This window comes from Catalinimonas alkaloidigena (assembly GCF_900100765.1).
GTDB lineage: Bacteria > Bacteroidota > Bacteroidia > Cytophagales > Flexibacteraceae > Mooreia > Mooreia alkaloidigena.
In genome coordinates this window covers 206,228-226,120 of the sequence record NZ_FNFO01000009.1, presented here as the reverse complement: position 1 = coordinate 226,120, position 19,893 = coordinate 206,228, and the positions used below count along the sequence as shown (strand labels likewise).

15 protein-coding genes and 1 tRNA gene are annotated in these 19,893 nt (G+C 58.5%); 8 read left to right on the top strand and 8 right to left on the bottom strand.

Annotated features, from left to right (window positions below):
• Positions 1 to 39: 39 nt before the first annotated feature.
• Complete coding sequence (locus tag BLR44_RS20785) at positions 40 to 660, bottom strand: response regulator (protein WP_089685708.1); 621 nt, start codon at positions 658 to 660, stop codon at positions 40 to 42.
• Positions 653 to 2,560: a tetratricopeptide repeat protein gene (locus BLR44_RS29285; RefSeq protein ID WP_089685706.1), complete on the bottom strand. Its 1,908-nt coding sequence runs from the start codon at positions 2,558 to 2,560 to the stop codon at positions 653 to 655. Before BLR44_RS29285 ends, BLR44_RS20785 begins: the two co-directional genes overlap by 8 nt.
• Positions 2,561 to 2,790: 230 nt before the next feature.
• Between BLR44_RS29285 and BLR44_RS20775 the strand changes: the two genes are divergently transcribed.
• Together BLR44_RS20775 and BLR44_RS20770 are read left to right on the top strand one after the other, a co-directional pair.
• A complete protein-coding gene (locus BLR44_RS20775) occupies positions 2,791 to 3,480 on the top strand; it encodes an HAD family hydrolase (protein ID WP_089685704.1) in 690 nt (229 codons plus the stop codon).
• Positions 3,477 to 4,109 carry a chloramphenicol acetyltransferase gene (locus BLR44_RS20770; protein ID WP_089685702.1) on the top strand — a complete coding sequence of 211 codons (633 nt, stop codon included), beginning with the start codon at positions 3,477 to 3,479 and terminating at the stop codon, positions 4,107 to 4,109. Before BLR44_RS20775 ends, BLR44_RS20770 begins: the two co-directional genes overlap by 4 nt.
• 82 nt (positions 4,110 to 4,191) lie before the next feature.
• On the opposite strand, the gene BLR44_RS20765 is transcribed toward BLR44_RS20770, so the two are convergent.
• Positions 4,192 to 6,033 (bottom strand): SGNH/GDSL hydrolase family protein, encoded by a 1,842-nt coding sequence (locus BLR44_RS20765; RefSeq protein ID WP_089685700.1) that lies wholly within the window; start codon positions 6,031 to 6,033, stop codon positions 4,192 to 4,194.
• Between the two features lie 284 nt (positions 6,034 to 6,317).
• On the opposite strand from BLR44_RS20765, the gene BLR44_RS20760 reads away from it, so the two are divergent.
• From BLR44_RS20760 to BLR44_RS20745, 4 genes are all read left to right on the top strand, one after another.
• Positions 6,318 to 6,917: an RNA polymerase sigma factor gene (locus tag BLR44_RS20760; RefSeq protein ID WP_089685698.1), complete on the top strand. Its 600-nt coding sequence runs from the start codon at positions 6,318 to 6,320 to the stop codon at positions 6,915 to 6,917.
• Between the two features lie 130 nt (positions 6,918 to 7,047).
• Positions 7,048 to 8,046 (top strand): FecR family protein, encoded by a 999-nt coding sequence (locus BLR44_RS20755; protein ID WP_089685697.1) that lies wholly within the window; start codon positions 7,048 to 7,050, stop codon positions 8,044 to 8,046.
• A gap of 55 nt (positions 8,047 to 8,101) precedes the next feature.
• Complete coding sequence (locus BLR44_RS20750; protein WP_089685694.1) at positions 8,102 to 11,416, top strand: SusC/RagA family TonB-linked outer membrane protein; 3,315 nt, start codon at positions 8,102 to 8,104, stop codon at positions 11,414 to 11,416.
• Positions 11,417 to 11,436: 20 nt separating this feature from the next.
• Entirely contained in the window at positions 11,437 to 13,137 is a 1,701-nt protein-coding gene (locus BLR44_RS20745) for a RagB/SusD family nutrient uptake outer membrane protein (RefSeq protein WP_089685692.1), read from the top strand.
• Positions 13,138 to 13,352: 215 nt separating this feature from the next.
• On the opposite strand, the gene BLR44_RS20740 is transcribed toward BLR44_RS20745, so the two are convergent.
• The 3 genes from BLR44_RS20740 to BLR44_RS20730 all read right to left on the bottom strand — a co-directional run bounded on the left by BLR44_RS20740 (position 13,353) and on the right by BLR44_RS20730 (position 15,571).
• The gene (locus BLR44_RS20740) at positions 13,353 to 14,810 is read right to left on the bottom strand and encodes a sulfatase family protein (RefSeq protein WP_089685690.1); all 1,458 of its coding nucleotides are present in this window, start codon (positions 14,808 to 14,810) and stop codon (positions 13,353 to 13,355) included.
• 171 nt (positions 14,811 to 14,981) lie between these two features.
• Positions 14,982 to 15,053, bottom strand: a tRNA-Glu gene (locus tag BLR44_RS20735).
• A gap of 305 nt (positions 15,054 to 15,358) precedes the next feature.
• Entirely contained in the window at positions 15,359 to 15,571 is a 213-nt protein-coding gene (locus tag BLR44_RS20730; RefSeq protein ID WP_245706131.1) for a hypothetical protein, read from the bottom strand.
• Positions 15,572 to 15,757: 186 nt separating this feature from the next.
• Between BLR44_RS20730 and BLR44_RS20725 the strand changes: the two genes are divergently transcribed.
• Together BLR44_RS20725 and BLR44_RS20720 are read left to right on the top strand one after the other, a co-directional pair.
• Positions 15,758 to 17,284 carry a CHAT domain-containing protein gene (locus BLR44_RS20725; RefSeq protein ID WP_089685686.1) on the top strand — a complete coding sequence of 509 codons (1,527 nt, stop codon included), beginning with the start codon at positions 15,758 to 15,760 and terminating at the stop codon, positions 17,282 to 17,284.
• A gap of 76 nt (positions 17,285 to 17,360) precedes the next feature.
• Positions 17,361 to 17,882, top strand: a complete 522-nt coding sequence (locus BLR44_RS20720) for a DinB family protein (protein ID WP_089685685.1) — start codon at positions 17,361 to 17,363, stop codon at positions 17,880 to 17,882.
• Here the strand turns inward: BLR44_RS20720 and BLR44_RS20715 are convergent.
• Together BLR44_RS20715 and BLR44_RS20710 are read right to left on the bottom strand one after the other, a co-directional pair.
• Positions 17,872 to 18,846 carry a GNAT family N-acetyltransferase gene (locus BLR44_RS20715; RefSeq protein WP_089685683.1) on the bottom strand — a complete coding sequence of 325 codons (975 nt, stop codon included), beginning with the start codon at positions 18,844 to 18,846 and terminating at the stop codon, positions 17,872 to 17,874. The two genes, BLR44_RS20720 and BLR44_RS20715, sit on opposite strands and share 11 nt — an antisense overlap.
• Positions 18,847 to 18,956: 110 nt before the next feature.
• Positions 18,957 to 19,811, bottom strand: coding sequence for an inositol oxygenase family protein (locus tag BLR44_RS20710; RefSeq protein ID WP_089685680.1), 855 nt, complete (start codon positions 19,809 to 19,811; stop codon positions 18,957 to 18,959).
• Positions 19,812 to 19,893: the final 82 nt, after the last annotated feature.

Below are 19,893 nucleotides of genomic sequence, written 5' to 3'. Positions count from 1 at the left end.
CCATTTCCGGTCCGGATGCATCAGGGTTTTCCCTGATTTTTACCCAATGTATCCTCGGAGAATGCCTTCCCGCACCAGCCCCGCCACGTTTTTGACGCCCAGTTTCTGGTAGAGGTGCGCCCGGTGGGTCTCTACCGTTTTCTCGGTGATGCACAGCCGTTCTCCGATCTCTCTGGTGGTAAATTCTTCGCCGATCAGCGTCAGAATGGCTTGCTCCCGCCGGGTCAGTCGCAGCGTGCGCGGCTCCCGTGCCAGGCGGCTCATGCGCTCGGCCAAGGTCGGGGCCAGGTACGCCTGCCCGGCACAGACGGTCTGCACGGCCGTTTCGATCTCGCCGAGGTCCGTGCTTTTCAGCAGGTAGCCTCCTGCCCCGGCGTCCATCATCTCTTGTACGATGATCAGCTGGTCGTAGGTCGACAGGCCGAGGATGTGCAGCGTCGGGTGGCGCTCCTTCAGCACGCGACACAGTTCCGGTCCCCGCCGATCGGGCAGGTGTACGTCCAGCAGCAGCACCTCAATGCGGGCCGCTTCGATGCCGGCCTGCGTGGCCACCGCCGAATCCCAGGTGGCGCACAGCCGCAGCCGTTCCGACGGGCGCAGCAGGTCGCGAAGGCCGCGTCGGACCAGTTCGTGATCGTCGGTGATGCCGAGGTTAACCATGTTGCAGCGCAGAAATCGGTACCTGAAGTGTTACCGTAGAGCCTTGCCCCGGTGTGGCTTCAATGTGCAGGGTAGCGCCCAGCGACGCGACCCGCTGCTCGATGTTGGACCAACCGATGCCCCGCCCCTTCGCTTTTGCCTGCGGCAGTTGCCCGTTGCCGTCGTCCTCCACGGTCAGGTCCAGCGCCTCGTCGCCGATGTTCAGTTGCACCAGGAGTTGCCGGGCTCCGGCGTGTTTTCGGGCATTGTACACCAGTTCCTGGACGATCCGGTAGAGCGGCAACGCCACGTGCGGGGGCATGCGTGCTTCCGGCCCAAAGCATTGCCAGACGACCTGCGGCGTTACGAGGGCGGCGTTCATCTCTTCTACAAACGTTTCGACCGCCTTGCAGAAGCCATGCCGCTGCAAAATACCGGGTGTCAGGTTGTGGGCAATGCGTCGGATTTCCTGGTTCGCGTCCCGAATTTCGTCGGCCAGTTGCGCCACGTCTTGCTTCCCGCGTGCTTTGGCCTGCAAGAGGGCCATCTGCCCTCCAATGCCGTCGTGCAGTTCGCGGGCCAGCCGCTGCCGCTCCTTTTCTTCCCCTTCCAGCAACGCCCGCAGCCGCTCCACCTCTTGTTGTTTTTCCAGGGCCGCGATGGTCTGGTCTTTCAGCGCCGCCCGTTGCCGGAACGTGCGGTAGAGCAACGCGCCTACGCTGAGCAGAAACAGCAGCCCGCCGACCAGCCATCCGTTCAGCGCCCGCTGACGGGCCACCCGGCTTTGCGCCTGCGCCACCGCCAGTTGCTGCTCGGCCAGGCGACGATCTTTCTGTTCGGACTGGTAGCGGGCTTCCAGTTCGGTCACCAGCCGTTGGGTTCGGGCGTTTTCGAGCGAGTCGTGCAGGTGACGGTACGCATGCAGGTGTTGCAGGGCGGTCGCGTAATCATGGCGGCGGGCCGTCACGTCGCTGAGCAGCAGGTGCGTCTCGGCCAGTTTGTCCCACGCATGGATCTGCGCGGCCAGCCGGGCTGCTTGTTGCAGGTAGACCCGGGCGCTGTCCGTCCGCTGGTTCTCAAACAGGCTGGCGCCCAGGTTCTTCAGGGCCGTAACCCGATGAAACGGATCGCCGAAAGCGTCCGCGTACTGCCGGGCCTGCCGGGCGTGTTGCAACGCCTGCATCGGCTGGTGACGCGCCTGCGCCAAATCTGCCAGGATGTTGTGGGCCAGGTACTGCACAAAAGGATCGTGGAGGGCTTCGCCGATCCGCAGGGCCTGGTGGCCGTTCTGAGCAGCTTGCTCCGACTGGCCCACCTGGGGCTGGACCGTAGCGAGGTTGATGAGCGCGTCGGCCAGCCGCAGCGAATCGCCGAAGGCCTGGGCCAGTTGCAGGCCCGTTTCGGCGTAGCGGAGGGCTTTCGGGTAACGGCCGAGTTCCTTAAACACGGCGCTGGTGTTGCCGTAAAGAATGACCAGTGCGTTGGTATCCGCCAGCGCTTCGTAGCGTTCGATGGCACGCACGTAGTGCACGGCCGCGCTATCCCACCGGCCCTGGAGCGTAAACTGCACACCCATGTTGTTCTGCGTGCTGGCCAAGCCTGTCGGGAAGTGGGCGGCTTCGAAGTGGGGAATGGCCTGCCGGTAATGGTGCAGCGCCTGGTCGTACTTCCCCCGGTCGCTCTCGACAATGCCGGCGTATTGCGCAGCCCGCCCTGCCCCTACCCAGTAAGCCTTCGCCACGCAGGCCGCCTGCAAACTATCGTAAAGCGCCACGGCCCTGTCGGGATCGGCCGCCTCCAGCGGGTATACGGCCTCGATAGCCGCCTGCAGGGCCAGGCTGTCGTCCGGCGTACTCGACTGCCCGGAAGCAGGTAAGGCTGACCAGAGCCCGGCCCAGAAAAGAATCAGTAGATACCGCATGATAAGCGTGACGTTGGAGAAGCACGTCCATGGCCGAAAGAGAACCCAGCGCCGGAGCGCCCCGGCATCGCGGAGGATACCCCCAAGTACCGGAAAAATTACTAAAATCGCAAAAGAAGATCCTATCCGATCCGCCCTTGACACGGCATGGCCCCACAGGGCGGATGCGGTGCTTCGAGGGAACGCCCGCCATTCTGTACCTTCACGTCTCCAACCTTGTGTAATGAGTCATGGCCATTCAAGTCATTGCGTTCGACGCGGACGACACGCTCTGGGTCAACGAGCCCTATTTTCAGGAAGCCGAAACGAAGTTTTGCCAACTGCTGGAAGATTACCTGCCGCACCACACCGTCGGGCAGGAACTGTTCAAAACCGAGATGCAGAACCTGGCGTTATACGGCTACGGTGTGAAGGGCTTCATGCTGAGCATGATCGAAACGGCGCTGCGCGTTACGGACCGGACCGTCAGCCTGGAGGTGATCGAAAAGGCGCTGGCATACGGCAAAGCGCTGCTGGCGCGGCCCATTGAACTGCTCGAGGGCGTGGAAGAGGTGTTGCAGGCATTGCAGGACCGGTACCGGCTCGTGGTGGCCACCAAGGGCGATCTGCTGGACCAAGAACGGAAACTCAAAAACTCGGGCATCGAGCATTATTTCCACCACGTCGAGATCATGTCCGACAAAAAAGAGGCGGATTTTCAGAAACTGATTCGCCACCTCGACATCCGCCCCGACGAATTTCTAATGCTGGGCAACTCGCTGAAGTCCGACGTGCTGCCGGTGCTGGCGCTGGGCGGGCACGGCATTCACATTCCTTACCACACCACCTGGGCGCACGAGCACATCGAGCACCACGTCGATCATCCCCACTTTCGGCAGGTCGACACCATCGCCGACATCCTTCCCTTCCTGCTGCCATGAAACACCGACTCGCGCTGGATCGCTGGTCGCGCAAAGACCACTTTCACTTCTTCCGCAAATTCGAAGAGCCGTTTCACGGCGTTTGTGTGGAGATCGACTGCACCGGTGCGTACCGCACGGCCAAGCAGCGGGGGCATTCGTTTTTCCTTGCCTACCTGCACCATGCGCTGACGGCGGCCAACCAAACGGAACCGTTTCGCTACCGGATTCTGGACGAGGAGGTGTACGTCTACGACCGTGTTCACGCCTCGCCGACCATCGACCGGCCGGACGGCACATTCGGGTTCTCGTACCTGGATTACCACGAAGAGTTTGCGACGTTCGTACGGGAGGCCGAAGGCCCGATTGCGCAGGTACGTGCCTCGACCACGCTGTTTCCCGACCATACAAACCACGAGGTGGCGGTGATGCACCTTTCTGCCCTGCCGTGGCTGCGGTTTACGTCCCTGTCGCACGCCCGCAGTTTCTCTTACCCGGACAGCAGCCCGAAAGTCTCGTTCGGCAAGATGGTGGAGGCGCACGGAAAGCGCACCATGCCCGTTTCCATCCACGTCCACCACGCGCTGGTCGATGGCCGCGACGTAGGGCTGTTTGTCGAGCGCTTTCAGGAACTGATGAATCCGGCGTGATCGCTGCGTCCGGCTACTCCTTTACCACAAGCGGGCTACCTCCGGAGAGATAGCCCGCTGCCTTTGCCGCTCTGCGGTGCTGTTACTTGACAATCACTTTGGCCGACGAACGGCCCTTGGTGGTTTCGACCTGCAGGAAGTAGACCCCACTCCGCAAACCGGCCGTAGTGACCTGATACGCGCGGGTGCCCGTTTCCGGCTGTGCCTCGGCTACGGTCTGTCCCAGAGCGTTTACGAGCCGGAGGTGGGTCAGAAAAGCGCCCTCGGTTGCACCCACACTGACCTGCAGGCGATCGGCCGCCGGGTTGGGGTAGACGTGCAACGGCACGCGCGATTGCGTCCGCAGCGAAGTGACCGGATCGTCGTTGGGGTTAGGATTATCCAGCACGTAGTTGTAGATGTTTTTCGCGATCACCCGTTCGAACAAAATCCGGTGGGCCATGTCGTTCAGGTGAATCCCGTCGCCGCTGTCGTAGGCATCCAGCAACGTCCCGTCCTCTTCCGCAAAGCCACTCCAGAAATCAATCGCCAGCGAATCGAACCGGGCGAGGGTAGAATCGCGCATGTCCAGTTGAATCTGAATCTGCCCGGCGTCGGTCAGGTCACGCGGTTGCGTGGTGGTGACCCAGAGCGAAGCACCCGCCGAGTCGGCCGTTTGAGCGATCAGGTCGTAATTCGCCAGTTGATCGGCGACCGAATAGCTGTTGACCGCGTCGTTGGAAGGCAAGTTGACGATGATGGCATCGGGCACAAAGCTCACGGCCTTGGTGATGTTGCGGGCCGTGTCGATGCTCTGGCTCACGCCCGAAATGGCGGTCCCGGTAGGCAAAACGTTGTAGGTTGTGAACCCACCCTGCGCCAGGTTGATTACCTGAAAACGGGTGTCCATCTGCGTGAGGTAGTTGCGATAGCGCCACACCCAGGCGCTGTCCAGCGACGAAGGTCCCGTACCGGCCGCCGTTGACGAACCGATGACCACGATGGTGTACTGCGCCGGGTCGTCGCCCACGATGCTGAACACCGCGTCGCTGGTATCGCCCACGGTCGGCTCGCTGCTGTCCACCACGCGCACCAGGCTTTCGGCAGAAAGGAAACCGGGCACCGTCCAGGTGTACGACTGGTTAAAGCCCGGAATGTCGGAAGCCACTTCGTTCCAGGTAAGGCCATTGTCGGTCGAATACGAAATGTCGACCGTAGCCACGTTTGTGCTCCGCCACTGGATTTGGGGTTGTGCCCCCTCCTCCCACCACTCGCCGCCGTTGGGCGAAAGCAGCGTCAGCATTTTTTCGCCGGGCCCTGCCGTATTCACATACGCGACTTCGATCACCCCGAGGTAGTAATAACCACTCGGATTGTTGTTGTTGACCCCGGTGGTGGCCGTCACCACGATGGTGCCTTCGGCCGAGGGATAGAGGTTGTGGACGCGCGCCATGCTGTCGACGTTGCTCGCGGCGTTCAGGCTCACGGTTTCGGATGTTGCACCTTCGACCGTGTAGGTCGTTTCGCGGTTGTCGGTCGCTTCGCGCGAGGCAAACAACCCGAAGCTGTAAGCGGTGTTCGGGTCGAGTCCCGAGAAGGTGACGCCCCCGGTGATTTCGTTGCCCCCCACGGCCGGCACTTTGCTGCCGAAGAAGCTGTCGCGCGACGCCTCCCCGACGATGGAGAGCGAATCGTTGGCGGGCAGTCCGTTGGTGTTGTTGCCGTTGAAAGCGTCGGTCACTGCCACAGAAATGCCGGTGTTGAGTCCGGCCTGGTTCAACAGGTCTTCGATGGCTCCGGCTTTTTCGTCGGTCAGGTTGTTCCAGGGGGCTGCGCTCGGAAAGGCACTGGCGCCCAGATCGATGCGGATGGTGTCCAGTTGAGCAAACGCCGGAAAGGCGGTGGACACCAGCAGCAAGAAGGCAAGGAGATACTTGTGTAGCATGTAGGTTGTGGATTAGGTAAAAAAAATTAGCACTGGTAAACGCCTCATCAGCACGCAGGTACTGCGTACTGCAGGGCAGGCTCGCCCGAGGTCTGCGAAACTGAAGCGCACCTTATTTTCTGCCTACGCGTCGGGCGTTCGCAGGTTACCAACGGCGGCAGGCCCCCGTGTCCACGGCGCGGCGAAACCTCATATCGAACCCCCGCTTCGGGGGAGGTGGCACCGGTCTTTTTTTTGAGATTGCTATTTTTCTACGTACACTTAAGCCTTCTTTTTCGTGAGGCATGCCAAATCACCCACCATCCACCTCCGATGCACAGCTCTGGGATCGCTTCCGTGCCGGCGACGAAGCCGCCTACGTGGCGATCTACCAGCGTTATGTCCGGGTTCTGTACAACTACGGCTTGCGGGTGATGCCTCAGCAATCGGAGCGAGTGCTGGACGCCATCCAGGACTTGTTCGTCTACCTCTGGCAACGGCGGGCGCATCTGGGCCCCACGGCTTCCATTCGCAATTATTTGTTCAAAGCCCTGCGCCGGAAATTGCGGCGGCAGTTTCGCCAACCGTTTTCGTTTGCGTTTTACGAAGCCCTGACCCAGGCGCACGACCGGGTGCTGTCGCTGGCCGACGACTTTGACCGCGCCGCCGATCAGCTGGAAGAAGAACACCTCCACCAGCTGACTACCGCGCTGGAGCACCTGCCCGACTCCCAGAAAGAGATCATCTACCTGCGGTTTTACAACCAGATGTCGGCCGCCGAAATCGCCGACATTCTTGCGGTCAGTACCCGCACGGTCTACCGCCTGCTGGACCGCGCCCTGGAAGAACTGCAGAACAACATTGTGCTGGAGCTGCTGGTGTTGCTCACCGTTCTCCAGGCCTGACCCATGCCGCCCGCGGGGTGCACCTCCCCCGTGTTCCTACCCTTTTTCGATTTTTTTAAAATTTTTTCCGCGTTTGCTGTCACAAACGGGAGGCAGGTGGCTAACTATCTGTAGAGCCGCCGATTCTGCCATGGATTACCAGCATTACAACTTCAAAGATTTCGTACAGGACGAGTCCTTTCAACAGTGGGTGTACCATCCCGATGCACAGTCGAATGCATTTTGGGAGAGCTGGCTGGCGCGCAACCCGGAGAAACGCCCGGTAGTCGACATGGCCCGTCAGTTTCTGTTGCTGTTGCAGCGCAACGAAACGCCCCTGTCGGATCAGCAAGTCGCCGCCACCTTGCAAAACATCCATCGCCGCCGTCAGGAAACCCCTGTGGTGCACATGGCTCCGCGCACGCGCCGCCCGCTGTTGCAATGGGCCGCGGCAGTGCTGTTGCTAGTGGCTACCGGGGTGGTTGCTTACCTGTACTTCGCGCCGCGCGACCATTTCTACGCCACCGGCAACGGCGAACAGGAAGTCATCATGCTACCCGACGGCTCTGAGGTGGTGCTGAACGCCAACTCTACGCTCCGGTATCCGGCTCATTGGCATGGTCAGCGTGACGTGTATCTGGAAGGTGAGGCGTTTTTCAGCGTCCGGAAGCTGCAGCACGATACCGGCGCGGTCAAGCTAATCGTCCACACGCCCGAACTGGCCGTCGAAGTGCTGGGCACGCGGTTCAACGTTCGCTCCCGCGACCAGCGGACGCGCGTGGTGCTGGAAGAGGGCAAAGTACGCCTGGCCGCCGACGGCGAAGCCATGCTGATGAAGCCCGGCGAACTGGTCGAATATGCCGCACAAGAACGCTTTGTAAAACATACCGCCGAGCCCCGCCAGTACACCGCGTGGGTAGAGCGCGAACTGATTTTGGAAAACCGCACCCTCGGAGAAGTGTCGACCATCCTGGAAGACATCTACGGCCTCCGCATTTCGATTCCCGATACTGCCGTCGCCAACATGCCGCTCTACGGGAGCGTGTACCTGGGCGAAGCCGATGCCATCCTGGAGATCCTCTCGCTATCCTACCAGCTGAAGATCGACCGCCAGGAGGAGCACGTGACCATCCGTAAGAAAGACCAATAATCGGTCCTCCCGCACACGCACTTAATCATTCGTCAACCTATAACACCAATATCCTATGCGCAAACATTTCTACTGCTGGCTGAACGCCGGAGCCCTTTTTGCGCTGCTCTACGCGAGTAGCGACGGGGCATCGGCTCAGCAACTCGTCTCTTTGCAACGCTACGCCTCCGTTCAGGAGCCCACGCGCGAAGAGCAGGTCAAATGGCGCGCGCTACCGGAAGTACTGAACGAGCTAAAGGCCGAATACGGCGTTTATTTCGTGATTGGCAGTGACTTCTCGACCAAGCGCGTTACCCTCCGGAAGCCGTATCAAGGCGGACTGGAGGCACAGATTGATAAAATCAATCAGCAGACGGGCATCCGCATCCGGCAGCTCGACCAGCACAATTATTTGGTCTACAGCCCGCCGAGCACGCTGACCAACACCATGCTCCCTACAAAGACCGCTGAGGTGCCGATGATGTCGTCTAACGAAATCGTCTCGCTTCAGCACCACCGTCTCCACGCCCTGGACAAGCAGATTTCCGGTCGTATTATCGACACGGCCGGCGAAGGCATCCCCGGGGTGAACATCCTGGAAAAAGGCACGTCGAACGGAACCATTACCGACGTAGAAGGACGCTACACGCTGACCGTGGGCGACAATGCTACGCTGATCATCAGCGCCGTGGGGTATCTGGCGCAGGAGGTAGCGGTAGGCAACCAGACATCGATTGACCTGACGCTGGAAGAAGACGTAAAAGCGTTGGAAGAAGTCGTGGTGGTCGGCTACGGCACGCAAGAAAAACGGGACCTGACCAGCGCTGTCGTGACGGTCACGAGCAAAAACTTCGTGCCCGGTGCGGTCAACAGCCCGCTACAGTTCCTCGACGGAAAGGTGGCCGGGGTTACGATCTCGAACCCGGCGGCGGGCGACCCGAACCGCGGTACAGACATTCAGGTGCGGGGTGCGGCGTCGATCGAAGGGGGTACCGGTCCGCTCATCATCATCGACGGACTGCCCGGCGGTAGCCTGAGCAACGTGGCTCAGCAAGACATCGAGTCCATCTCGGTACTGAAAGACGGTTCGGCGGCGGCCATCTATGGTTCGCGGGCGGCCAACGGCGTGGTGATCGTCACGACCAAAAAAGGCGCCTCCGGGCGGGTCAACGTAGGCTACAACAGCTACATCGAACACGATGGCGTGGCGAGACGACCCGACGTTCTTTCGCCGGAAGAGTTTCTGGCACGCGGCCGTGACGTAGACCAGGGGTACCGCACCGACTGGTACGACGCGCTGCTCAACAAAAACAACTTCGGACAGAACCACAACCTGTCGATTTCAGGTGGCAACGACAAAACCCTGCTCCGCCTGTCGGGCACTTACCGCACCAAAAGCGGCATTGACCTGATCAGCGACCGGGAAGAGTACAACGTCCGCCTGAACTTTAACCAGAAGGCCTTCGACGACGTGGTTGAGTTCTACGGAAACCTGGCCAACACGCAAGTCCAGCAGACGTACATCAGCGGTGGCGATCACCGTGACTACGGGGCGTTCCAGCAGGCGCTCAAGCTGAACCCCACGCTGCCCATTATGGACCCGAACAACCCGACGCGCTACGCTTTCTTCCAGGGATACGATACCTACAACCCGGTGCATCGGCTGATGGGCGAAGAGAAAAGCGGCGAGAACAAGTACCTGATCGCCGACTTCAACGTGCGGGTGAACCTCCTGAAGAACCTGAACACCGAAGTGAAGATTGCCCAGCAGAACCGGAACGAGTACAACCGGGAGTTCTACCCCAGCACGGCACAGGAATCGATTCAGAGCAACCGCCGGGGCCGTGCCCGCCTGCAAAACGAAGAGTGGATCGACCGCACGTTCCAGTGGGTCGGCAATTACATGCTGATCAAAGGCGCTCACGACCTCAAACTGCTGGGAGGTTACCTGTACCAGGACTTCGTGAACCGGGGCTTCTACGCGGAAAACATGGATTTCGCCTCCGATGCCTTCACGTACAACAACCTGGACGCGGGCCTCTTCCTGCGCGAAGGGCAAGCCAACATGGATTCGTGGAAAGAAAAAGAGAAGCTGATCGGCTTTTTTGGACGTGTCAATTATGATTTTAACGACACCTATCTGCTGACCGCGTCGCTGCGCCGCGAAGGCTCTACCAAGTTCGGTGACAACAACAAATGGGGCTGGTTCCCAGCCATTTCGGCCGGCTGGCGCATTGCCAAGTACCTGCCCGAATCGCCCGCCATCAACGACCTGAAACTGCGGGCCGGCTACGGCGTAACGGGGCGGCAGGGATTCCCTCGCTACCGTTCGCAGGCAACTTATACTAACTTTGGTGCTTACCTGAACGAAAGCGGCAGCTGGATTCGCGTGTACGGACCGAACGAAAACCCCAACCCCAACCTGCGCTGGGAGAAAGCGATCAACTATAACGTAGGGGTGGACTTCACGTTGTTCAACAGCCGCGTATCCGGTAGCCTCGACGTCTTCATCCGTGATTCCAAAGACATGATCAGCAACTACGACGCGCCCAAGCCGCCGATGGTGAACGATCAGATTTACGTCAACGTAGGGAAAATGCGCAACCAGGGTCTGGAAGGCAACATTACCTGGAACGTCATCCAGGGAAGTCGCTTCAACTACACCACGACGGGCGTAGTCTCTTACGTAAAAAGCAAAGTGGTGAGCTTCTCGAACGAAGACTTCGGTCGCGGTTACATCGACCGCTACAGCCTGCCTTCGCCGGGGAACCCGGGACCGGCCCAACGGCTGGAAGAGGGTGTTGAGATCGGTAGCTTCTACGGACTGCGCTACGCCGGAGTCGACGACCAGGGCCGCATCCTGATTTACGGAGCCGACGGCGAGAAGAAGCTCTCGACCCTGAAAACCGAAGAAGATCGGGCGTACATCGGGAACGGCAACCCCAAGTGGGACATCAGCTGGAACAACCGCTTCAGCTACGGCGCCTTCGATCTGTCGTTGTATTTCCGCAGCCGCCTCAACTACGACATCCTGAACCTCTACCAGATGTACTACGGTCTGCAGTCGCAACCGGGCGTCAACCTGCTGCGCGATGCCTACGACCGCAACGGACACATCCTGGCCGAAAAAGAGATGATGGATTACTTCCTGGAGCCGGGTGGGTACCTGCGCCTCGACAACGCCTCGCTGGGCTGGACGCCGACCATCAAGAGCAAATACGTGTCCTCGCTGCGGGTGTATGGCACAGTGCGCAACGTTTTCACCATCACGAAGTTTACCGGGCTGGACCCCACCACGATCAACGCACAGGGCCTGGAGCCGGGCATCGCCGACCTGAATGTTTACCCTGTCGTACGGAATTTCTCACTGGGCGTACAGGCTAACTTCTAACACCAATTGACTATCCACCCATGAAAAATATCAAACTCACTCAGTACGCGTCGCTTCTCCTGTTTCTGTTCGGAACCTTTTCCTGCACGAACCTGGACGAAGAGATGTTCGACCGCATTGGTGCCGGTAACTATTATCAAAGCAAAGACGCCATCATCGCTTCGCTGTTGCGTCCCTACGAGCACGCCCACTGGGCCGGTTGGGACGGCGACCGCTGGATTGCTCAGGAGCTGACCGCCGACCATTTTGTCTGGACCCAGAAGGGCAAGCACGGCTACGACGGCGGGCAGTGGATTCGCCTCCACCAGCACACCTGGACGCCCGAAGAGGGCGTTGTGTTCGGGGTCTGGTCGGGTCTGTTCGGGGGCGTTTCGCTCTGCAATAACACGATGCAGGACATCGAAGCCCTGGACTACAGCCAGTTTAACATGACAGAGGCTGAAAAACAGGCGCACCTTGCCGAAATGCGCGTGTTGCGGGCGTGGTTCTACGTGCAACTGCTCGATGCGTTCCGGAACGTGCCGATCTCAACCAATACGACCGACGTGGTTCCCCAATCGAACGCGCAGGAGGTCTTCAACTTCATCGAAACCGAACTGAAAGAAGCGGCTCCTGCCCTGCCAACGAATACCGACGTCGCCAACATCACCTATACGGGGCGCTTTACGCAAGCGGCGGCCATGACGGTGCTCGTGCGGCTGTACCTCAACGCTGAGGTGTACGTTGGGCAGTCCAAGTATGCAGAATGCGCGGCCATTTGCCAGGACATCCTGGACGGCAAGTACGGTCCTTATTCGCTGGACCCGGCCTGGAACGGGCCGTTCACCTACACGAACGATGCCTCGTCTGAGATGATCTTCGCCTTCCCGCAGGCCATGAACCAGTGGGAAATGAGCTGGATGTACAACACGGCCATGCACTACAACGCCTACCAGATTCTGGGCACGCCTAACAAATTCGGTGGAGGCTGGAACGGCATTCACCTGACGCCCTCCTACGACCTGGAAGGCAATCTGTACTCGGAGTCTGAAGGGTACGAGCAAGGCATGCCGTACGAGAAATTCTACGAGGATGATCTGCGGAAGCAACCTTTTAAATACACCGGAGACGGTACTTACGAGGGCATGTTCCTGATCGGGCCGCAGTACAAACTCGGCACAACCGATCCGGTGCTGGGCACGGAAGAATACAACGGGAAACAACTGGTCTTTGTCGATCAGGTCGGGCGTTTCTCTGAAGGCGACGCCGGCCTGCAAAAAGGCTCGGCCGTTAACCTGGGCGAAGAAAACTCGGGTGCCCGTCTGCTGAAGTTCCCCTGGTTCCCCGACGATACGCCCTACGCCCTCGATCCCGACGCGCCCGAAATTCGCCTGTCCGAGATCTATTACTCGCTGGCTGAGTGCAAGTACCGCGCCGGCGACGTAAACGGGGCAGCGGCTCTGCTGGACGCCGTACGCGAGCGTGCCTTCCCGGCCGACAAATGGGCGTCGTACAGTTATTCGCAGGGGGCCATTACCCTCAACGACGCCGAGTTTGTTGACGAATGGGGCCGCGAATTCCTGGGCGAGCGCCGTCGCCGGACGGACCTGATCCGCTGGAACCGTTTCACCAACAACGCCTGGTGGGACAAAGAACCTTCGGCCGAGCATCGAAAGTACTTCCCGATTCCGTTCCGGGCGCTCAACGCCAACCCGCTCTATAAACAGAACGACGGATATTGATCCCTTTTGGTGGTAGAAAAGTTCAGGCAGGCGCTCAGGTAGGGGCGCCTGTCTGTTTTTTAGGGGTATGGAACTACCCACAGAAGCGCGTCTTACTAATGCACCCAACCCGCGATTCCCCAAGGGCAACGTGGACCCATCAAAAGAACCTCTGAATAAGGAGAAGCTTCTTCCGCACGTTCATTCCAACGCAGGGTCCGCGCAGCGTGTGCCGGTTACTCTGCTGCCGCAGGCACCTTCCCCGGCGCACGACTTCCGACACCGCTCTCCCGGCCCGTCAGGTTATCCCCCAGCTCCGTGCGCATTTGCTCTCCCAGGGCCGTCAGTTGCGTCACCACGTCGGGATGCGCGGCCGCCACGTTATGGCGTTCACCGACGTCTTCTTTCAGGTTGTACAACTCCGGCTCGGTCAGGGTAACGTACGTATAATCGGCAGGCAGCCCTCCTTGGCCGCCTTCCCGCCCGCCCAGGGTGCGATACGTATGCGGAAAATAAAGTTTCCAGTCGCCCTGGCGAACCGCTTCCAGTTCGTTGACGTGGTAATAGAAATAGTAAGCTTCGTGTGGACTCTCAGTCGACTGCCCCGTCAGGATGTGCCAAACATCCTTCCCATCGATTTTCTTGTCGGGCAAGGTGCTGTGGGTGAGGGCCGCAATGGTCGGCAGCAGGTCGATCGCCATGACCGGCACATCGACCGTTAGGTTGGCCGGTACCACGCCGGGATAGCGCAGGATAAACGGCTCGCGGTGCCCTCCCTCAAAGCTCGTTCCCTTGCCCTCGCGTAACGGATCGGCATGCCCACTGTGTTCTCCATACGACAGCCACGGCCCGTTGTCCGACGTAAAAATCACCATCGTCTGCTCGTCGATGCCTGCCTGTTCCACCGCCTCCAGAATCTGCCCGACCGACCAATCCAGTTCCATGATCACATCGCCGTACAGGCCCAATTCCGATTTCCCCTTGAACTTGTCCGATACAAACAGCGGTACGTGCGGCTGCGGATGCGCGACGTACAAGAAGAAAGGCTGATCTCTATTCCGCTCGATGAAGGCGACGGCGTGTTCTGTGAGTTGCGTGGTCAGCATCGACTGATCATCCAGCGTATCGATGATCTGCTCGTTCTCATAAAGCGGCAGCGGCCCGAAATGAAACACCGATCCCTGCTGTGGATGATGCGGCCACATGTCGTTCGAATAAGGAATCCCGAAGTACTCGTCGAACCCTTGCTGGTTGGGCATAAACGCAGCATAGTCGCCCAAATGCCACTTGCCGAACATCGCCGTACGGTACCCCTCCTGCTTCAGCATTTCGGCCAGGGTTGTCTCCGACGGGTTCAGCCCAACCGGCGCATGGGGTATAAACGCATTGTTGATCCCAATCCGGTTCGGATAACAGCCCGTCAACAGCCCGGCCCGCGAAGCAGAACAGACCGGTTGCGCCGCGTGAAAATCCGTCAACCGCACTCCTTCGCGCGCCATCTGGTCCAGGTGAGGTGTCTGAAAACCCGTTGCCCCAAAACACCCAACGTCGGCGTACCCTTGGTCGTCCGTAAAGATGATGATGACGTTGGGCGGACGATCCCCTTCCTGTGGAGCCTGCTCCTCACTCACCTTTGTGGCACAGGCAGCCAGCCCGCCGATCAAGGCTAGCCCAAAAATTATCCGGATGAACATATATGCAGTTGGTTTGCCACAGCAACTTAGGCAACACTCACGAAAGATGGATCACCCCGATGCCTGCTCCTCCCCACCTATCCGATTTGAGTTCATCACGACCCAGCTCAAAACACGCCTCAAATCAGGCAATAAAAAACGCCCTTCCAGGTGACTGGAAGGGCGTTTTAGTAGTCCGTACGGGAATCGAACCCGTGTTTCATCCGTGAAAGGGATGCGTCCTAACCCCTAGACGAACGGACCATATTGTCTGCAAAACCAGGGGCTTTCGTTTTGCGAGGCACAAAAGTATGAGGCTACAGCAGAAAAACAAAGCTTGTGTACTTTTTTTTCTGCTCTTTCTTTAACCTTTTTACAAGATGTTGATAACCAGAAGATTAGCCCCACATTGGTAGTGTCGAGGCGCCCCTTCCTTCAGGGAAACTTCTGACTTTGAGCCAACAGACCTTAAGTTACGTTAGCGGAGTTCTGTGTTCTGATTGCTTTCCCCACCACTCGGAGCGGGAGAGGAGGTGTAAAGCAAAGTACTGATTCTCTGAAGCGTTTCCCTAAGCAGTCGCTGTATTTGCAAAGCAGCGGTCCAGAATAGCGGTGTATTGACGTCCATATCGCTGCTGGCACCAGTCCAGTAATTTGCTGACGTCTTCTTCCGGAAGGTAGGCCATCGCTTTGCGGAGTTCCTTTTCAAAAAGTCGTGGATCGAAACTTACTTTTTCGAGCACAGTTTTGCTGTAGGTCAGCATTGTGGTTTGCATGGGCATAGTAGCTTTAAGGTTCAAAATCAAAAGTGTCTTCCGCCGTAGGAGGCTGATGGTAGACCGATGCGTGAGAGAACGATCGGTAAGCAAGTGTGGATGACTTGCCAAAACGCGCAGGTGTGAAGCGTAATCGCGTTAATATAAAATTTTTGACCGAATAATAAAATTTATCTTCTTTTTCTGTACTTCATGGACGCAGGCACTTCTCCTTTCTTTGGTAATTTCGTTTCGCTTCGCTGGCTCTCTCTTGCGTTGATATGGGTAGTTGGAGCCTGTTTTCTGGCCGGAAAGGCCCATGCTGCGCCTCTTTCTGCATCCGACAGCCTTGTTTCGCAGGTCGCTATTGACAGCACCCCCTCTGTGGATGCTCCTGACGTAGCAGCGTGGCAAGCGGCGTGGGAGAACTACCAGTTGGACTTTTCCCATTCAAATCTGGATTCATTGTTCCGTATTGGCGAGCGACTGCGGCGCGCGCGGTTACGCCAGATGCTACCGGAATTTGAAGTGTTACCAGACTCGTTGCAACGGGCAGAACAGCGGTGGTGGCAAAGCACTACTAGGGCCGAAGCTGCATCCGACGACCCATTCCTGACGGCGCTCCGCCGACGCTATCCACGCTACTACGACCTGAAGTACCGCCCGGAAGTCAGCGGCCTTTCCGACGTTCAGCAACGGATTCCGTTTGGCGCCACGGCGCTTTCTTACCTGTTTATAGAGGGAAACGGTTACCTCGTGCGGATCGATAAGACGTCAGCTCAGGCGTATGCTTTGGCCGATGCTACTGCAGTGGCCCGCCTGGTTGCCGCATTTCAGCGGGCGTTACAGACTGACGATGTCACTGCGTACGTCGCTGCTGCCGCTCAACTTTACCAGACCCTGATCGGGCAGTTCGACATTACGCTTCACGAGCACCTCCTGGTGTTTCCGGATGGTCCCCTGCAAACTTTACCTTTCGAAGCGCTTTTGCCTTCGTCCCCCGCCACTGCGCCTGGGTTTGCATCCCTACCCTATCTGGTCCGTAACCAAGCTGTAAGCTACCACTGGAGCGGTACGTCCTACATTGAAACCCTCCGCAATGCACCGTTGGAGGGTGGGGTACCACTGCTCAGCTTTGCACCGCCAACCGCACAACCCGGCGCTACGGACCGTGTACAGATGGCGCAACAGGCACTGGAAGGGCAGATCCTGACAGGCCATGACGCTACGGAATCGGCTTTTTGGCGCGAGGCCGATAGCGCACAAGTCATTTACTACGCACCGTTGATAGATACTACGACGCTGGCACAGTGGTTTGTACATCCGTTGCAGCCTCGTCTGCTCGTGCTGGAACAGGCGGTAGCGTCCGTCTGGCCGCAACTCACGCAGGCGTTGCTCTACCACGGCGGGAAAAACCTGCTGGTCTACCGGGGGCCGGCTGCGCCAGCGGCCGACGGCGCCTTCCTGCGTATCTTTCTGGCAGGTCTGCAAGAAGACAGACCCATGCTCGAAGCGTTGCATCAGGCCCAGCTCGCCGCCTTGGCCGACCCCACGCTGGCGTCACCACGCCAGTGGAGCGGCTGGATGCTAGTAGGCGACCCGCGCCTTGCCTTGCATTCGGGTCTACAACCACGTCAGTGGATTGCCTGGGGACTCGGGATTCTCCTGGGCACCGGCTTTCTGATCGGCATACGGCGCTACTGGGTACGTCAGTTCAAACGACGTTACGGTACGGACTAAGAAGTCCTCTCCCACTTTCAGTGTATCGTATGCCTGCTTATTATGTAGTATATGTACCCTATTTTCTGAACCGTTTATGCAGCTCTCTCCACCCACATCCGACGAGTACGCGCCGTTTTATGCCACGTATGTCAGCCAAGTGTCGCCTGACGGACTGACCTCTACGCTACCGCAGCAACACACTGTGCTTCAATACCTGAAGCATTTATCAGACGATCAAGCGCAATTTCGGTACGCGCCCGGTAAGTGGAGTGTCAAGGAGGTGATCGGGCACATGGCCGATACTGAGCGTATTTTTGCGTACCGTCTCCTGCGCATCGGGCGGGGCGATCAGACGCCGCTGCCGGGTTTTGATCAAAATCCGTATGTAGAAGCGGCGCAGTTCGACCGGCGCTCCATCGCTGATTTGGTCGAGGAATTTATGGAAGTACGCACGGCCACGTTGCGTCTGTTTCACACCCTGCAGCCAGCCGACTGGGAACGCCGGGGCACCGCCAGTCAGGCGCCCGTGAGTGCACGGGCGTTGGCGTATATCATCGCCGGACACGCACAGCACCACCTGGGCATTTTACGGGAACGCTACGCACTCACGTGGTGAAGCCCCGCCGCGACTGCCGCCAACGGAGCACTTGTTCCAACCAGCCGGGCAACCGACTGAAGCGCACTTCGGCAAACGGTTGGCGCACAGCCCCAAAACTGCGGTAAAAGGCGGCAATGCCCGGCACATCGCTCCCCTCGAAATCCAGTCGGTACGCCTCTCCTCCTGCGCGACGACCTGCGTACGTTCGAATGACATGGTCGAGCAAAAGCGACATGCTGTGCTCGGCGCGTCCCCGCTCCGAGGAAGCTCCCCAGAAGTAGATAAGCTGATGCTGGTACCGAAAAAACAGCGCGCCGGCAGTGGTTTCCTCTCCTTGTAGCGCGTACCAGAGCTCGGTCAGCCCCCGCTCCGACAACGCCCGGTACAATCCCCATAAGAGGTCGTATTGATACGATGCAAGGCCCGCAATTTTGGGTGCGGTAAACTGTTTAAACAACCGGAGCAACGGCTCCAGGTCAGACGAAGCCGTGAGTACCTGTCCACTCGCCTGCGCCTTCCGTACGCAAGGTTTCCGCTTGGAAGAATAGCCCTGCCAGAGGGTTTCGTACGAAGGCGCCAGACTCAGATGGTGGGTAGCGCACATCGTCGTGCGCAAGTCGGGCAACACCGCCGTGTTGTGCGTGTTGAAAGCGTAGCGCACTCCGTAGCGGAACGGCCGAAAAGCGCAGGCAATGATTTGCTGCACATACGCTGGCGCGAGCGAAGCCAGGGTCGAAAAAATCCCCAGTTCTTTGGCAAACGGATCTTGATAGAGATACGGCAGGCCCCACTTACGTCGGAACTGCACGGGCATCACCGTGACGTATTCGCCGCCCTGTTCATCCACCACTCCCGCCCACGCGCGCTCGCATTGGTCCAGGTACCAACTGTGGGCGTACACGATGCGTTGCGGCGACTGTTGCACACACCGATCCCACGCCGCGCGATCGATTTCCCGGTTTTTCAGATAGCGAATGGCCACGGAGCCAAGTTACTGCTTCTCGGCGCATCGTGACGGGGCAAAAAAGAAAGCGCAGATCTTGAGGTCTGCGCTTTCACCACCTTACACTATAAACAAACTATTACAAACGACTAAAATCTCAAGGTATCGGGTAAGTATTTCGCAGCCAGGTCTTCATAATACGGCCGCAATTTTGCCACATCGGGCGGGGTAGCTGCTTTCGAGTACAAATCGTACGGGTTGAAGGCCCTCACCCATTTGAAGTAGGCATGGTCGTGCTCGTCCATCAGGTGCGTGTAGGCTTCCTCGCGGTGTTGCGCGTAGAACGAGTGATACCGAAGCATGTAAAGGCCTTCTTCCGGCAAATAATCCTTCATCACATGGTAGAGGTACTCGTCGTGGCCCCACGACATGTACACATTACGCAACCCACAATTGGGCTCGTAGATGCCATATTTTGTGTTGTAGCGCTCGTCGTGATGATCCGGATTCTGCTCGAAAAACTCGGGATAGACCACTTTGTCGGAAAACCGGCAACCCACCGGAAAGGTATCGCCAACCACAGCCCACTGTTCTTCGCCAAACAGGCAAAGCACCTTGCCCAGATCGTGTAAAAAACCCGTCAGCACGAACCAGTCGGGATGCCCGTCGGCACGGATCGCCTCCGAAGTCTGCAACAAATGCTGTGTTTGATCCAGGTCCGTATCCGGGTCCGAATCGTCCACCAGGGTATTCAGAAACTCCACCGCTTCCCACAAGGTCATTTTCCGGCGATTCAACCCCAGAAACTCCGTGCGCTTCTTTTGTACGAAATCGTGCGTCTGGTACCTGTGGTTAATGCGGTAGAACTCGCGCACCGTGTCGCGACCCGGACTGTCATAATTCCGAAACTCTTCTTTGGCTTTTTGATCCGGTTCAGGATAACGGGTCAGCAGATCCTCTTCCCAGAGGTCTTCAATGTCCAGGGGCTTGGGTTTTTCAATCATACACGTGGTGGTTAAGCGGTGTTGTTAAAAAAACCGGAAGCGAAAAAAATGTACTCGAGCTCCCGATTATTTCACCTCTAAA

Excerpts from the sequence above, each read along its gene's own strand:
- BLR44_RS20730 (WP_245706131.1), bottom strand. The coding sequence starts at position 15,571 with ATGCCCATGCAAACCACAATGCTGACCTACAGCAAAACTGTGCTCGAA.
- BLR44_RS20720 (WP_089685685.1), top strand. The coding sequence starts at position 17,361 with ATGCAGCTCTCTCCACCCACATCCGACGAGTACGCGCCGTTTTATGCC.
- BLR44_RS20750 (WP_089685694.1), top strand. The coding sequence starts at position 8,102 with ATGCGCAAACATTTCTACTGCTGGCTGAACGCCGGAGCCCTTTTTGCG.
- BLR44_RS20725 (WP_089685686.1), top strand. The coding sequence starts at position 15,758 with ATGGACGCAGGCACTTCTCCTTTCTTTGGTAATTTCGTTTCGCTTCGC.
- BLR44_RS20745 (WP_089685692.1), top strand. The coding sequence starts at position 11,437 with ATGAAAAATATCAAACTCACTCAGTACGCGTCGCTTCTCCTGTTTCTG.
- BLR44_RS20760 (WP_089685698.1), top strand. The coding sequence starts at position 6,318 with ATGCCAAATCACCCACCATCCACCTCCGATGCACAGCTCTGGGATCGC.
- BLR44_RS20710 (WP_089685680.1), bottom strand. The coding sequence starts at position 19,811 with ATGATTGAAAAACCCAAGCCCCTGGACATTGAAGACCTCTGGGAAGAG.
- BLR44_RS20765 (WP_089685700.1), bottom strand. The coding sequence starts at position 6,033 with ATGCTACACAAGTATCTCCTTGCCTTCTTGCTGCTGGTGTCCACCGCC.
- BLR44_RS20755 (WP_089685697.1), top strand. The coding sequence starts at position 7,048 with ATGGATTACCAGCATTACAACTTCAAAGATTTCGTACAGGACGAGTCC.
- BLR44_RS29285 (WP_089685706.1), bottom strand. The coding sequence starts at position 2,560 with ATGCGGTATCTACTGATTCTTTTCTGGGCCGGGCTCTGGTCAGCCTTA.
- BLR44_RS20775 (WP_089685704.1), top strand. The coding sequence starts at position 2,791 with ATGGCCATTCAAGTCATTGCGTTCGACGCGGACGACACGCTCTGGGTC.
- BLR44_RS20785 (WP_089685708.1), bottom strand. The coding sequence starts at position 660 with ATGGTTAACCTCGGCATCACCGACGATCACGAACTGGTCCGACGCGGC.
- BLR44_RS20740 (WP_089685690.1), bottom strand. The coding sequence starts at position 14,810 with ATGTTCATCCGGATAATTTTTGGGCTAGCCTTGATCGGCGGGCTGGCT.
- BLR44_RS20770 (WP_089685702.1), top strand. The coding sequence starts at position 3,477 with ATGAAACACCGACTCGCGCTGGATCGCTGGTCGCGCAAAGACCACTTT.